At 65.3% G+C, this 13,305-nt stretch carries 15 protein-coding genes; 9 read left to right on the forward strand and 6 right to left on the reverse strand.

Translation table 11 applies throughout. The features are described from left to right. The first annotated feature begins 44 nt into the window (after positions 1 to 44). Together hslV and hslU are read left to right on the forward strand one after the other, a co-directional pair. Positions 45 to 581, forward strand: a complete 537-nt coding sequence (gene hslV / locus PI87_RS08390; protein ID WP_039597252.1) for an ATP-dependent protease subunit HslV — start codon at positions 45 to 47, stop codon at positions 579 to 581. A gap of 34 nt (positions 582 to 615) precedes the next feature. Further along, positions 616 to 1,947, forward strand: coding sequence for an ATP-dependent protease ATPase subunit HslU (gene hslU, locus PI87_RS08395; protein ID WP_039597253.1), 1,332 nt, complete (start codon positions 616 to 618; stop codon positions 1,945 to 1,947). 78 nt (positions 1,948 to 2,025) lie between these two features. Here hslU and PI87_RS08400 read toward each other — a convergent pair whose 3' ends face one another. Then, entirely contained in the window at positions 2,026 to 2,604 is a 579-nt protein-coding gene (locus PI87_RS08400) for a response regulator transcription factor (protein WP_039597254.1), read from the reverse strand. A gap of 42 nt (positions 2,605 to 2,646) precedes the next feature. Next, positions 2,647 to 3,993 carry an ATP-binding protein gene (locus PI87_RS08405; RefSeq protein ID WP_039597255.1) on the reverse strand — a complete coding sequence of 449 codons (1,347 nt, stop codon included), beginning with the start codon at positions 3,991 to 3,993 and terminating at the stop codon, positions 2,647 to 2,649. Positions 3,994 to 4,134: 141 nt separating this feature from the next. Between PI87_RS08405 and PI87_RS08410 the strand changes: the two genes are divergently transcribed. Continuing rightward, positions 4,135 to 4,632, forward strand: a complete 498-nt coding sequence (locus PI87_RS08410) for a copper chaperone PCu(A)C (protein ID WP_039597256.1) — start codon at positions 4,135 to 4,137, stop codon at positions 4,630 to 4,632. 48 nt (positions 4,633 to 4,680) lie between these two features. After that, the gene (locus PI87_RS08415) at positions 4,681 to 4,896 is read left to right on the forward strand and encodes a hypothetical protein (protein WP_039597257.1); all 216 of its coding nucleotides are present in this window, start codon (positions 4,681 to 4,683) and stop codon (positions 4,894 to 4,896) included. Here PI87_RS08415 and PI87_RS08420 read toward each other — a convergent pair whose 3' ends face one another. From PI87_RS08420 to PI87_RS08430, 3 genes are read right to left on the reverse strand one after another with little or no spacing between them, the layout of a single operon-like run. Then, complete coding sequence (locus tag PI87_RS08420) at positions 4,897 to 5,112, reverse strand: cysteine-rich CWC family protein (RefSeq protein WP_039597258.1); 216 nt, start codon at positions 5,110 to 5,112, stop codon at positions 4,897 to 4,899. Next, a complete protein-coding gene (locus tag PI87_RS08425; protein WP_039597259.1) occupies positions 5,109 to 5,321 on the reverse strand; it encodes a zf-HC2 domain-containing protein in 213 nt (70 codons plus the stop codon). Before PI87_RS08425 ends, PI87_RS08420 begins: the two co-directional genes overlap by 4 nt. Before the next feature lie 27 nt (positions 5,322 to 5,348). Then, on the reverse strand, positions 5,349 to 5,942 hold the full coding sequence (locus tag PI87_RS08430) for a sigma-70 family RNA polymerase sigma factor (RefSeq protein WP_039597260.1): 594 nt from the start codon (positions 5,940 to 5,942) through the stop codon (positions 5,349 to 5,351). Positions 5,943 to 6,116: 174 nt separating this feature from the next. Here PI87_RS08430 and argB point away from each other — a divergent pair, with 174 nt between their 5' ends. From argB to slmA, 3 genes are all read left to right on the forward strand, one after another. Beyond that, a complete protein-coding gene (gene argB / locus PI87_RS08435) occupies positions 6,117 to 7,049 on the forward strand; it encodes an acetylglutamate kinase (protein WP_039597261.1) in 933 nt (310 codons plus the stop codon). Positions 7,050 to 7,182: 133 nt separating this feature from the next. Further along, positions 7,183 to 8,058 (forward strand): pyrimidine 5'-nucleotidase, encoded by an 876-nt coding sequence (locus PI87_RS08440; protein WP_039597262.1) that lies wholly within the window; start codon positions 7,183 to 7,185, stop codon positions 8,056 to 8,058. Between the two features lie 48 nt (positions 8,059 to 8,106). Continuing rightward, positions 8,107 to 8,769, forward strand: coding sequence for a nucleoid occlusion factor SlmA (slmA, locus tag PI87_RS08445; RefSeq protein WP_039597263.1), 663 nt, complete (start codon positions 8,107 to 8,109; stop codon positions 8,767 to 8,769). Between the two features lie 49 nt (positions 8,770 to 8,818). Here the strand turns inward: slmA and pdxR are convergent, their stop codons facing one another. After that, a complete protein-coding gene (pdxR, locus tag PI87_RS08450; protein WP_039597382.1) occupies positions 8,819 to 10,318 on the reverse strand; it encodes a MocR-like pyridoxine biosynthesis transcription factor PdxR in 1,500 nt (499 codons plus the stop codon). Between the two features lie 156 nt (positions 10,319 to 10,474). On the opposite strand from pdxR, the gene gabT reads away from it, so the two are divergent. Continuing rightward, the gene (gene gabT / locus PI87_RS08455; protein ID WP_039597264.1) at positions 10,475 to 11,767 is read left to right on the forward strand and encodes a 4-aminobutyrate--2-oxoglutarate transaminase; all 1,293 of its coding nucleotides are present in this window, start codon (positions 10,475 to 10,477) and stop codon (positions 11,765 to 11,767) included. Positions 11,768 to 11,771: 4 nt separating this feature from the next. Continuing rightward, on the forward strand, positions 11,772 to 13,274 hold the full coding sequence (locus PI87_RS08460) for an NAD-dependent succinate-semialdehyde dehydrogenase (protein ID WP_039597265.1): 1,503 nt from the start codon (positions 11,772 to 11,774) through the stop codon (positions 13,272 to 13,274). Positions 13,275 to 13,305 lie beyond the last annotated feature (31 nt).

The raw sequence follows: 13,305 nt of genomic DNA on the forward strand, positions 1-13,305 counted from the left end.
GCCCGTTGTGGGTCGGCTCATGCTGGACCCCAAGGAACAAGCGCATGGAACAGTATCACGGCACCACCATCGTCAGCGTGCGGCGCGGCAACCAAGTCGCGCTGGGCGGCGACGGCCAGGTCACGTTGGGCAACATCGTGATGAAGGGCACCGCCCGCAAGGTGCGCGCCATCTATGATGGCAAGGTGCTGGTCGGCTTTGCCGGCGCTACCGCTGATGCCTTCTCACTGCTCGATCGCTTCGAAGCCAAGCTGCAGAAGCATCAGGGCAACCTGCTGCGCTCCGCCGTCGATCTCGCCAAGGACTGGCGCACTGACCGCGCGCTGCGCCATCTGGAAGCGATGCTGATCGTGGCTGATCGCGAAACGACCCTGGTGATCACCGGCAACGGCGATGTGCTGGACCCGGAAGGCGGCATCGCCGCGATCGGTTCGGGCGGTTCGTACGCGCAATCAGCGGCCAAGGCGCTGATGGAAAACACCGACCTCAGCCCTCGCGACGTGGTGGAGAAATCGCTCAAGATTGCCGGCGAACTCTGCATCTACACCAACACCAATTTCGTGATCGAGACGCTCGAATAAGCGATCTCCCTCTGCACGCATCGACAGGATTCCCATGTCTGAAACCATGACGCCGTCGGAGATCGTCTCCGAACTCGACAAGCACATCATCGGCCAGCACAAGGCCAAGAAGGCCGTGGCCGTGGCGCTGCGCAACCGCTGGCGCCGCCAGCAGGTGGGTGACCCGCTGCGCCAGGAAATCACACCCAAGAACATCCTGATGATCGGCCCGACCGGCGTGGGCAAGACCGAAATCGCCCGCCGTCTGGCCAAGCTGGCCGACGCACCGTTCATCAAGATCGAGGCGACCAAGTTCACCGAAGTGGGCTACGTGGGCCGCGACGTGGACACCATCGTGCGAGACCTGGCCGAGATGGCCGTCAAGCAGACGCGCGAATCCGAGATGAAGAAGGTGCGCGCCAAGGCCGAAGACGCGGCCGAAGATCGCATCCTCGACGTGCTGATCCCGCCGCCGCGCGACATCGGTTTCGCGCAACACGAGGACAAGGATTCCACCGCGCGTCAGACCTTCCGCAAGAAGCTGCGCGAGGGCCAGCTCGACGACAAGGAGATCGAACTCGAGGTGTCGGCCGGTAGCCCCAGCATGGACATCATGGGCCCGCCGGGCATGGAAGACATGACCGAGCAGATCCGCTCGATGTTCGCCGGTCTGGGGCAGGGCAAGAAGCATCGCCGCAAGATGAAGGTGGCCGAAGCGTTCAAGCTGCTGATCGACGAAGAGGCCGCCAAGCTGCTGAACGAAGAGGAGCTCAAGCACAAGGCTGTTGCCAACGTCGAGCAGAACGGCATCGTGTTCCTGGACGAGATCGACAAGATCGCCAGCCGCAGCGAATACGGCGGTGGCGAGGTGTCGCGTCAGGGCGTGCAGCGCGATCTGCTGCCGCTGGTGGAAGGCACGACCGTCAACACGAAGTACGGGATGATCAAGACCGACCACATCCTGTTCATCGCCTCGGGTGCGTTCCATCTGTCCAAGCCGAGCGACCTGATTCCGGAATTGCAGGGTCGCTTCCCGATTCGCGTGGAGCTGGATTCGCTGTCGGTGGAAGATTTCCGCGCGATCCTCACGCAGACGGATGCGAGCTTGACCAAGCAGTATCAGGCGCTGATGAAGACCGAAGGTGTTGACCTCGTGTTCTCGGATGACGGCATTCGCCGCTTGGCAGAGATCGCCTGCGCGGTCAACGAGAAGGTCGAGAACATTGGTGCGCGCCGCCTGTACACGGTGATGGAGCGCCTGCTCGAAGACCTGTCGTTCCACGCGCACAAGTCCTCGGGCGAGACGGTGACCATCGACGCCGCGTATGTCGATGAGCGCTTGAGCGAGCTGTCGGGCAACGAAGACCTGTCGCGCTACGTGCTGTAAAGCCAGTCGCACGGGCAAAGAAAAACGGGCCGCATCTTCAACGATGCGGCCCGTTTTGTTTGACGGCATCGGTGTTGCTTACTTGGCAACCGGCCGCTTGCCCAGCTTGCGCTGCAACGTGCGCCGATGCATGTTCAGCGCGCGTGCGGTGGCGGAGATGTTGCCGTCGTGTTCGGCCAGCACGCGCTGGATGTGTTCCCACTCCAGCCGCGCGACGGACAGCGGTGTGGGGTTCTCCATGGTCTGCTCGGCCACGGCTTCCGACACCCCCACCTGCAGCGCCAACAGGATCGAATCGACATTCGCGGGCTTGGCGAGGTACTCGTCGGCGCCCAGCTTCACGGCCTGCACGGCCGTGGCGATGCTCGCGTAGCCGGTCAGGATCAGCATGCGTGCATCGGGCAGTGCCTGGCGCAGCGGGGCGATCCAGTGTAGGCCCGAATCCGTGCCGCCGTGGGGCATCAGGCCCTTGTCGCTGGCGGCCAGGTGCAGGTCGACCGTCACGTAGGCAAAGCGCGTCTGGCGTGCCAGCGACAGCGCCTCGCCGCCGGTGTGGGCGATCTGCGGAGCAAAGCCGCGGCGCGTGAGGGCGCGCGCCAGGGTCTGCGCAAAGACGTCGTCGTCGTCGAGGATCAGGAAAGGGGCGGGTTGTTGCATGTGGATCTCCGGGCCGCAAGGGCCACGCTTGAGCGGTCGCTCTTATGTGAACAGGGTGGGCGCGCCGATGATGGGTACAGCGGATTCTTCCTTCGGACCGCCAACCGGCAGCCGGAGTTCGGCAATCGCGCCCTGCGGCGGGTTGGGGCGCAGCACCACGGTGCCGCCCAGGCGGCGGGCTGTAGTCGCAGCCAGATAGACACCGATGCCGTGGCCGCCGTGCTTGCTGCGCACCGGCGTACGGCCCAGCGATGTGCGCAGGTCTTCCGGCAAACCAAGGCCCGTGTCGACGATGGACAGCACGATCTGCGGCGGGGCATCGCGCAGCGCATCGGGGGTGGCATCGATCTTGGCGGTGAGCAGCAGCGGCACCTGGTCTCGCTCGGCTTGTTGCTGGCTGCGCGCCGCGTTGTCGAGCAGGATGGTGAGGATCTGGCCGACGTACACCGGGTCCAACTCAACTGCCTGCGCTGCCGGCGAGCTTTCCGTATGCAGGCGGATATCCGGGTGGCGCAATTGCCAGGTCTGCGTGAACTCCGGCAGCCATTGGCCGAGCGGTTCGGGCGCGCCGTCGTTGGGCTTGCGCTGCAGCCGGGCGAGTGCGGCGCGGCACAGTTCAAGCTGTTGTTCGATGGCGCGCAGGTCTTCTCGGTAGGGGGCGAGCGGCGAATTGGGCTGCTTCGCGTCGTGCTGCAGTTCCCCCGTGATGACGGCCACGGTAGACAGCGGTGTACCCATCTCGTGTGCCACGCTGGCGCCTTGCGACATGAGCGCCTCGACGCGCTGATCGCGCAGCAAGCGTTCGCGCGCCTCCGTGAGTTGTGCGTCGCTCTCGCGCAGTGCGGCGGACAGGCGCGCCGTGAAGCCGGCAATCATCGCGCTGCTGGCCACGAAGTCGATCCACATGCCGGCGAGGTGATACGGCACCGCATCAGCCTGGTTCAGCAGGTTCAGCGGGATGTAGTTGCCGAGCATCATGCTGTAGGCGGCCAGCGCGTATAGCGTCAGGCCGACCACGTGGGCGATCGGCAGCAGGGCCGCAGCAATCGCCAGCGCAGGCAGGTAGAACGAGACAAACGGGTTGGTCGCGCCGCCGGTGAAGTACAGCAGCGCGGAGAGCGCTGTGAGGTCCACCAGCAACTGGATGGTGATCTCGATATGGCGCACCGGCCGCTCGCTGCGCATGCGCAGGCCCGTGGCCAGGTTGAACAGCGCATGCAGGCCCATCACCATGAGCAGCGGCACCACCGGCAACTGCACGCCGAAGACCTGCGGCGCCAGCAGCATCAGGATCAACTGCGTGGCGAGCAGGCTCCATCGCAGCCAGAACAGGCGGCGTAGACTGGAGGTATCCAGCAGTGGTGCGGCAAGAGACAGGGTCGAAAGCATGGTGGACAAGTGTAAACGCGTGCACCGCGCGGTTTCTGGCGCCGCGATGCGTCAATCAGCCGCACAATTGTGCACCCGAAGACCCCTCCACAGACTGCTGTGCTTTAATGCGCAGCACGTTTGTCCCGACAGGAGCCTTTCATGACGCAGTCCCGATCGATCCGTACTTCCGCCCGGCTGGCCGCGATGGCCGCAGGTCTGCTGGTGAGCGCCGCCGCTTTCGCTCAGGTGACCGTGCAGGACGCCTGGGTGCGCGGCACCGTGCCGGGCCAGACTTCCAGCGGCGCCTTCATGACGCTGCAATCCGCTGATGGCGCCAAGGTGGTGGGCGTGTCCACCCCGGTGGCGGGCACGGCCGAGATTCACGAGATGAAGATGGACGGCAACGTCATGCGTATGAAGGCCCTGCCTTCGCTGGATTTGCCCAAGGGCCAGGCCGTGCAACTGAAGCCGGGCGGCTACCACGTGATGCTGATGGACTTGAAGCAGCCGCTGGTCAAGGACACCGTCGTGCCCATCACGCTCAAGGTTGAGCTGGCCGACAAGCGCGTCGTCGAGCAGAAGGTCGAGGCCAAGGTGCGCGACCTGACCGCCGGCAACATGCCCGCCATGAACCACGGCGGCGAACACAAACATTGATGGCTTGCGGCGGGTGTTGCTGCGGGCCGTGCGAGACAGAGATCCGACATGGCTAACAAAACGCTGAGCACCCGCCAGAAATTCACCTTCCGTATCGAGCCTTCCACCAAGGCTGGCACCGCCCGCCCGCGCAACTTCCTGGTGCCACTCGCCCGCGGCCGCAAGGCCGGCGCCCACACCGAAGGCGCCCACGCTGAACGGCAGCGCGGCCGGGCCGATGTCCGACGCGCACTCCGCACGCTGGACGACGACAACAAAGACTAGCTAGTTCGATCCCGACGCAGCCTGTGCCTGCGCAATCGCCTTGCGCAGGCAGTGCTGGCAGCGGCAACCCTGCCCCGGGCGCCGCGCGCTGGCTGGCAGTTTCTCTTCCGTCATGCACCAGCAGGTTGCGTCAGGCTGTGTGCCGTCGCCGATCGCCCCGCAGCGCAGTGCTGCCCCGCAGATGGCGCACACGGTGTTGGACACCGGCGGGTTCACGGGCGGCCGCTCCCCTCATCGTCTTGCCCGAGCTTGTGCATGGCCTGACGCAGAAACCCCATCTGGTGTGAGAACCGTGTGCATGCATCGCACGCAAACAGATGCAGGCGCAGGCGCAGGCGCTCGCCGGTGCCCAGTTCGCGGTCCATCTTCGACACCAGCACGCGGTGCGCCTCCTTGCAGGTGAGCATTCCCCAACGGTTCGGCATAGCGTTCCTGTTCCTCTTTTGCGCGACTTATGCGGCTGCAGGCTGGTTGCCGAACCAGTGCAGATCCAGGCACTCGCGTAGGCGCATGCGGGCGCGATACAGCAGCGCCCAGGCATTGGTCGCGGTGATCTCCAATTCCTGACAGATTTCGTCGGTCTCCAGCTCCAGCCACTCGCGCATCATGAACACACGGCCCACGCGTGGCGGCAGGCGGTCGACGCACATCTGTAGGATGTCGAAGAACTCACGCCGTGACAGCGCCGCGTCCGGGTTACCCCAGTCCGATGGCGGGCTCACGTAGTGGCCGTCGGCAGCGAAGAGCGAATCGAAGACGGCCTCGTCCGAGCGCTGATCGGCGTCATCCGACGCACCACCGGCGAGCAACGAGACGCGCACTTCGCGCCGCCCCGAGCGGATCTCGTCGATGATTTTGTGCTTGAGGATGCCGATTACGTACGTCTTGAGTGAGGCGTTGCCGGCAAAGCGCTCGGGGTGCTCCAGCACGGCCAGGATGGTGTCGGCGACCACGTCTTCGGCCAGTGCCGTATCGCGCAACTGCAGTTGCGCAAAGCGCAGCAGATGCGGGCGCAGGGCGTTGAGCTGATCGGGGGCGATGGCCATGTCGGGTGAATGGTGTTTTGTGTCTGCAACGGTATGGCCGGTACGCAAGGTGTGCCATCAGACGGCGCCGGCTTTTCTTGTAAAATCCCGCCTGCCGAAAATGGGCTGCTGCGTTTTGTGTAGCACGCGACATTCGGCGCTCCATCATACCCGCCCAATCCGGATGTCTCCGACATGAACGCTTCTGTTGCTGCTGCCCCCGACCCTGCTGGCCTCGACCCCGAACTCGCGCATATTGCGCCGGCGCTGAAGGCTGAAATTCTCGCGCAGGCCCTGCCTTATATTCGCAAGTTCCACGGCAAGACCATCGTCATCAAGTACGGCGGCAACGCCATGACGGAAGAGAAGCTCAAGCACGGTTTCGCGCGCGACGTGATCCTGCTCAAGCTGGTCGGCATGAATCCGGTGGTGGTGCACGGCGGCGGTCCGCAGATCGACGAAGCCCTGAAGAAGGTCGGCAAGCAAGGCACCTTCATCCAGGGCATGCGTGTGACCGATGAAGAGACCATGGAAGTGGTCGAATGGGTGCTCGGCGGCGAAGTCCAGCAGGACATCGTCATGCTGATCAACCAGTACGGCGGCCAGGCAGTCGGCCTGACCGGCAAGGACGGTGGCCTGATCCGCGCCAAGAAGTTGAAGATGCCGGATCGTGAGAACCCCGGCCAGTTCATCGACATCGGCTACGTGGGTGATATCGAGACGATCAACCCGGCCGTGGTCAAGGCGCTGCAGGACGACGCGTTCATTCCGGTCATCTCGCCCATTGGCTTCTCTGACGAAGGCCAGGCCTACAACATCAACGCTGACGTGGTGGCCGGCAAGATGGCAGAGATCCTGAAGGCCGAGAAGCTGGTCATGATGACCAACATCCCCGGCGTGATGGACAAGCAGGGCAACCTGCTGACCGACCTGTCGGCGCGCGAGATCGATGAGTTGTTTGCCGACGGCACGATCTCGGGTGGCATGCTGCCGAAGATCTCGTCCGCGCTGGATGCGGCCAAGAGCGGCGTGAACTCGGTGCACATCGTCGATGGCCGTATCGAGCACTCGCTGCTGCTGGAAATCCTGACCGAACAGGCGTTTGGCACGATGATCCGCTCGCATTGAGAACGTGCTCACGATCCTACTGCGCGGCCCGATCTTGGCCCTGCGATGCTCACCGTACCCATGTACGGTTGCGCTTCTCGGGCCAACCTCGGCCCGCTCGCTACGGATCGTGAACACGTTCTAGGCCAAGGCAATGCGGACCGTCTTGAGGGTACGGGCGCGCCGGAAGGCGCAATCGACACGCGCCTGGCCACGCGAGGTGGCGGATTCCCAACCGCCCAAGCAACAGCCGGTCTGGCTGTTTGACCTCGACAACACCCTCCACCACGCCTCGCACGCGATCTTTCCGCAGATCAATCGGCTGATGACGGCCTATGTGGCACGCGTGCTCGGCACGGACGACGCCACCGCCAGCCAGGTGCGCATGGACTATTGGCACCGCTATGGCGCCACCATTCTCGGCATGGTCCGCCACCACGGCGTCGACCCCGACGACTTCCTCGCCCAGGCGCATCACTTTGACGACCTGCGCGCCATGGTGCGTGCCGAGCGCGGCTTGGCTCAATTGCTGCGCGCGCTGCCCGGGCGCAAGATCCTGCTGACCAACGCCCCCGTCGCCTATGCGCGCGAGGTGGTGCGCCTGATCGGCTTGAAGCGCGCGTTTGCCCGCGAGATTGCCGTCGAGCACATGTGGGTACACCGGCGCTTGCGCCCAAAACCCGATCCGCTGATGCTGCGCCGGTTGCTGGCGCGTGAGCGGATTGCGCCGTCGCGCGCCATTCTGGTGGAGGACACACTTTCGCACCTCAAGCGCTATCGGCGTCTGGGCATTGGCACGGTGTGGGTGACGGGCTACCTGCGCCGGGTTGCACCCGGTGCGGCATCGCAGTCTTCACAATCGGCTGCCGAGGCTTTGCATCCAATGCAAGTGGCGGCGATGGGCGCGCGTGCAAATTCACCACATCAGCCGGCCGCCGCACCGATTTTGTTCGCCAACCGGCCCGGCTATGTCAGCGTGAAAGTAAAATCGGTGCTTCAACTAAAACGAAGGCTTGTTCGACGCGGCTAGGCTGTTACTTAGCTTCCGTGTGCAGAACGGGAGAGGGGCCAGGAAGTCATGAGCAACGCGCAAACGGGGTTTCCGACGGCCGAGCTGGCTGTGGACGCGCCTATTGAAGCCACACCCGAAGCCACACCCGTACGCAAGCGCCCCCGCCCAGGCGAGCGCCGCGTGCAGATCCTGCAAACGCTGGCAGGTATGCTCGAACAGCCGCGTGGCGAGAAGATCACCACCGCTGGCCTGGCGGCCAAGCTGGATGTCTCCGAAGCGGCGCTGTACCGACATTTCGCCAGCAAGGCGCAGATGTACGAAGGCCTGATCGAATTCATCGAACAGACTGTCTTTGGCCTTATCAACCAGATCACCCTGCGTGAAGAGCACGGCCTGCGCCAGGCGCACGCCATTGCGCACATGCTGCTGTCGTTTGCCGACAAGAACCCGGGCATGACGCGCGTGCTGGTGGGCGAGGCGCTGGTCGGTGAGGATGAGCGCCTGCCGGAGCGCATGGCGCAGTGTCTGGACCGCATCGAGGCGTCGTTCAAGCAGAGCCTGCGCGTGGCCGTCACCCAAGGCGCATGGCCGGCGGATACTGACATTGCGTCGCGCGCCAACCTGATTGTCTGCGTGGTGGTGGGGCGCTGGCACCGGTACGCCAAGAGCGGCTTCCGCAAATCGCCGATGGAGGGCGTGGAAGCGCAGTTGCGCGTGCTGTTGGCTTGAGCATGCCGCCCAAGAAAAAGCCCCGCAGATGCGGGGCTTTTTTGTGTGCTCAGCCAATGGTGCGCACTGCCTCGGCCAGCGTGTGAAACCGCGCAGCGATGTGTTCCGTTTCCACATGGCCATAGCCCAGCAGCAGGCCTGGCTGGCGGCGCGCATCGTCCTGGTAGTAGCGCGAGAGCGGCCGCGTGACGACATCGTTGGCGAGCGCCAGGTCTGCCACAGCCACATCGTTGGTACCCGGCGGCAGGCCCAGCACGAGATGCAGGCCCGACGCGCCGTCATGCACCGGCAGCGCATCGCCAAACTCATTGCCGATGGCAGCCAGCAGCGTTTCGCGCCGCTCCGCATACACGCCGCGCATGCGCCGGATGTGCGAGACGAAATGCCCCTCGGCAATGAAATCCGCAAGCACCGCCTGCGTGAGGATCTGACCCCCGCGGAACATCTCCGACAGCCCCGTCGCGAACGCATCGGCCAGCGCAGGCGGCACCACCAGATAACCGATCCGCAGACTCGGGAACAGCACCTTGGAGAACGTCCCCATGTAGAGCACGCGCCCGCCTTCGTCCAGGCCTTGCAGTGAGGGCAACGGACGGCTGCCATAGCGGAACTCGCTGTCGTAGTCGTCTTCAGCGATCCACGCATCGGTGGCGTGCGCGGTGGCCAGCAGTGCGCGGCGCCGCGCCAGGCTCATCACCGAGCCGAGCGGGTATTGGTGCGAGGGCGACACCACCATCAGCTTGGGCGGTTTGCCACGCTGGCGCGTGCGTGCGGGCACGTCAAAGCGCATGCCTTCGTCGTCCACCGGCAACGGCACGGTGCGGATGCCCGCAGCGGTGAGTACGCTGCGCACGCCCCAGTAGCCGGGGTCTTCGATCCACGCGCTATCACCGGCATCGCACAGCAGTTGTGCGATGAGCTGGAGCGACGGGTGGATGCCGGCGGTGATGATGATCTGCTCGGGCTCGCAGCGCACGCCGCGCGCGGTGCGCAGGTAGTCGGCCAGCGCGGTGCGCAGCGGCAGGTAGCCGGCGCCCACCGGATACGTCAGCAACGCGGGCGAGGGTTTGCGCAGCAACCGGTTGTGCAGCCGCGACCAGATGCGCGCCGGAAACATCCGCACCTCGGGCACGCCTGGCATGAAAGCGCCCCACTGTCGCGAGCTGGCGCCCGCATCGCGTACCAGTGCGCGGCCACGTGTGGACAGCATCGGTGCGACGGGCGCCGCGGCTTCCGCAATCTCAGCAACAGGCGCTGTTGGCACAGGCGTGGCATCGAGCCGGTCCGGCGCGGTATCGGCGACAAACGTGCCACTGCCCACGCCCGCCGAGACATAGCCTTCCACACCGAGCTGTTCGTACACGTGGATGACCGTGTTGCGCGCGATGCCCAGCTCGGTGGCCAACTGGCGCGACGACGGCAGACGCGTGCCTGGCTGCAGTTCGTCGCGCAGGATGCCCTCCTGCAGCGCGCGGTACAGGCGGCGGTGGTCGGGCTCGCCGCTGGCGTCGGCACGATCGAAGCGACGCTGCAGGTAGTCGACCAGCATGCTGGCGCGGTGGGCGGGGGAATGGTCGGCCATGGTGGAGGGTGGAACCTATAAAGTGGTTCCAAAAGAAAAACCTGATTGGGTCTTATTGTACAGAGCCAATGGCGCCACACTGGCTCGCATCGAATCTTTCTTGACCCCACGCACCCGACCGCCATGAACGCCCGAGATCCGCAACAAGCGCTGCAACAGAACGCCCAATGGAATGCCCGCCGCCTGGCCGCCACGCCGCGCGGCGTTGGTGTGATGACCGACCGCTACGCCGAGCGCGCCGAGAACGCCCTGTTCTGGGACGTGGAAGGCCGTCGCTACATCGACTTCGCGGCCGGCATTGCGGTGGTCAACACGGGGCACCGTCATCCGCGCCTGGTGCAAGCCGTGCGCGAGCAGCTCGACCACTTCACGCACACCGCTTACCAGATCGTGCCGTATGCCTCGGCCGTCGAACTGGCTGAGCGCCTGAACGCGGCCACGCCCGGCGCGCACGTCAAGAAGACCGCGTTCTTCACTACGGGCGCCGAGGCCGTCGAGAACGCCGTCAAGATCGCGCGGGCACACACCGGCCGTCCGGGCGTGATCGCGCTCACGGGGGCCTTCCACGGCCGCACGTTCATGGGCATGTCGCTCACGGGCAAGGTCGTGCCGTACAAGACGGGCTTCGGTCCGTTCCCGGGCAGCATCTATCACGTGCCGGCGCCGGTCGCGCTGCATGGCGTGAGCACGCAGGATTCGCTGGACGCGATCCAACGCTTGTTCAAGGCTGACATCGATCCGCGCCAAGTCGCGGCCATCATCTTTGAACCGGTGCAGGGCGAGGGTGGCTTCTACCAGATGCCTGCCGACTTCGTGCGCGCCGTGCGTGCACTGTGCGATGAGCACGGCATCGTGATGATTGCCGACGAAGTGCAGACCGGCTTTGCCCGCACCGGCAAGCTGTTCGCCATGGAGCACACTGGCGTGCTGCCGGACCTGATGACCATGGCCAAGGGTTTGGCTGGCGGCTTGCCGCTGTCCGCCGTGACCGGCCGCGCCGAAATCATGGACGCACCGGCTCCGGGTGGTCTGGGCGGTACCTACGCCGGCAACCCGCTGGCCGTGGCCGCTGCGCACGCGGTGCTCGACATCATCGCCGACGAGAAACTGTGTGAGCGTTCCGCTGCGCTGGGCGCACGTCTTGTCGACGCGTTGAACGCGATCAAGACGAAGCAACCGCGCATTGCCGAAGTGCGTGGCGTGGGCGCGATGGTTGCTGTGGAATTCAATACGCCGGACGGCAAGCCCGACGCCGACTTCACCAAGGGCGTGCAGCAACGTGCGCTCGACGCCGGCCTGCTGCTGCTGTCGTGCGGCGTGTACGGCAACGTGATCCGCTTCCTGTTCCCGCTCACGATTGAAGATGCGGTGTTCGAAGAGGGCCTTGCCATCCTGCAACGCGCATTGGAGGGCTGACACCATGACCCGCACCGATTTGCCCAGCGCACCGGTTACGCCACCGATCGCGCTCAAAGACCCGGGTCTGTGGCGCACGCAGGCGTTCCTGGCCGGCACATGGACCGATGCCGATGACGGCGCCACGCGCGACGTGACCGACCCCGCCACCGGCCGCACCATCGGCACTGTGCCCGGCATGGGCGTTGCTGAAACGCGCCGCGCCATCGACGCCGCGCAGGTCGCGCAGCGCGCCTGGCGCAAGGTGCCCGCGCGTGAGCGCGCGAAGATCCTGCGTAAGCTCGCCGACCTGATGATGGACCACCAGCAAGACCTCGCTGCCATCCTCACCGCCGAGCAAGGCAAGCCGCTGCCCGAAGCCGCGGGCGAAATCGCCTACGCCGCATCGTTCATCGAATGGTTTGCCGAAGAGGCCCGCCGCGTCTACGGCGACACGATTCCCGCGCCGCAGAGCGACCGCCGCATCGTCGTCACCAAGGAGCCGATCGGCGTGACAGCCGCCATCACGCCGTGGAATTTCCCGATCGCGATGATGACGCGCAAGGTGGGTCCGGCACTGGCCGCGGGTTGCTCGATGGTGGTCAAGCCTGCGCTCGAGACGCCCTACTCTGCGCTCGCCTTTGCAGAGCTTGCTGCGCGTGCCGGTGTGCCTGCGGGTTTGCTCTCCGTTGTTACCGGCGATTCGCAGGCGATTGGCGGCGAGCTGACTTCCAACCCCATCGTGCGCAAGCTGAGCTTCACGGGTTCCACGGGCGTTGGCAAGCTGCTGATGCGCCAGTGCGCGGACGACATCAAGAAGCTCTCGTTGGAGCTGGGCGGCAACGCGCCCTTCATCGTGTTCGACGATGCCGATGTCGATGCCGCCGTGGAAGGCGCGATGATCGCCAAGTACCGCAACGCCGGCCAGACCTGCGTGTGCGCCAATCGCTTCTACGTGCAGCGCGGCATCTACGACAGGTTTGCCGCCAAGCTGGCCGATGCCGTGCGTGCGCTGCGCGTGGGCAACGGCACCGAGCCCGGTGTGCAGCAGGGCCCGCTGATCCACATGCGCGCGATGGACAAGGTGCAGCAGCACTTGAACGACGCCATCTCGCAAGGTGCGCGCGTGCTGGTGGGCGGCAAGCCGCACGCGCTGTCTGCGCAGGGTGGCGCGTTCTTCGAGCCGACCGTGGTGGTCGATGCCAAGCCGGGCATGCTGGTCGCGCACGAAGAGACCTTCGGCCCGCTGGCCGCACTCATCCCCTTCGACACAGAAGACGAGGCCGTGGCTGCCGCCAATGACACCGAGTTCGGCCTGGCCGCGTACTTTTACACGCGCGACCTGGGCCGTGCGTGGCGCGTGTCGGAGGCGCTGGAGTCGGGCATGGTCGGCGTCAACACTGGGTTGATCTCGACGGCCGAAGCGCCCTTCGGCGGCGTCAAGCAATCGGGCCTGGGCCGCGAAGGCTCCAAGTACGGCATCGACGAGTACCTGGAGATCAAGTACATCAACATGGCTGGGCTCTAAGCCACACCAGCGGCATCAAGCAGCTACGCCC

Source organism: Ralstonia sp. A12 (genome assembly GCF_000801955.1).
In the GTDB taxonomy this organism is placed as follows: Bacteria; Pseudomonadota; Gammaproteobacteria; order Burkholderiales; family Burkholderiaceae; genus Ralstonia.

Coding starts and splice junctions, on each gene's coding strand:
- PI87_RS08415 (WP_039597257.1), top strand. CDS start 4,681: ATGGCTAACAAAACGCTGAGCACCCGCCAGAAATTCACCTTCCGTATC.
- argB (WP_039597261.1), top strand. CDS start 6,117: ATGAACGCTTCTGTTGCTGCTGCCCCCGACCCTGCTGGCCTCGACCCC.
- PI87_RS08460 (WP_039597265.1), top strand. CDS start 11,772: ATGACCCGCACCGATTTGCCCAGCGCACCGGTTACGCCACCGATCGCG.
- PI87_RS08425 (WP_039597259.1), bottom strand. CDS start 5,321: ATGCCGAACCGTTGGGGAATGCTCACCTGCAAGGAGGCGCACCGCGTG.
- slmA (WP_039597263.1), top strand. CDS start 8,107: ATGAGCAACGCGCAAACGGGGTTTCCGACGGCCGAGCTGGCTGTGGAC.
- PI87_RS08405 (WP_039597255.1), bottom strand. CDS start 3,993: ATGCTTTCGACCCTGTCTCTTGCCGCACCACTGCTGGATACCTCCAGT.
- PI87_RS08400 (WP_039597254.1), bottom strand. CDS start 2,604: ATGCAACAACCCGCCCCTTTCCTGATCCTCGACGACGACGACGTCTTT.
- hslU (WP_039597253.1), top strand. CDS start 616: ATGTCTGAAACCATGACGCCGTCGGAGATCGTCTCCGAACTCGACAAG.
- PI87_RS08410 (WP_039597256.1), top strand. CDS start 4,135: ATGACGCAGTCCCGATCGATCCGTACTTCCGCCCGGCTGGCCGCGATG.
- pdxR (WP_039597382.1), bottom strand. CDS start 10,318: ATGCTGGTCGACTACCTGCAGCGTCGCTTCGATCGTGCCGACGCCAGC.
- gabT (WP_039597264.1), top strand. CDS start 10,475: ATGAACGCCCGAGATCCGCAACAAGCGCTGCAACAGAACGCCCAATGG.
- PI87_RS08440 (WP_039597262.1), top strand. CDS start 7,183: ATGCGGACCGTCTTGAGGGTACGGGCGCGCCGGAAGGCGCAATCGACA.
- hslV (WP_039597252.1), top strand. CDS start 45: ATGGAACAGTATCACGGCACCACCATCGTCAGCGTGCGGCGCGGCAAC.
- PI87_RS08430 (WP_039597260.1), bottom strand. CDS start 5,942: ATGGCCATCGCCCCCGATCAGCTCAACGCCCTGCGCCCGCATCTGCTG.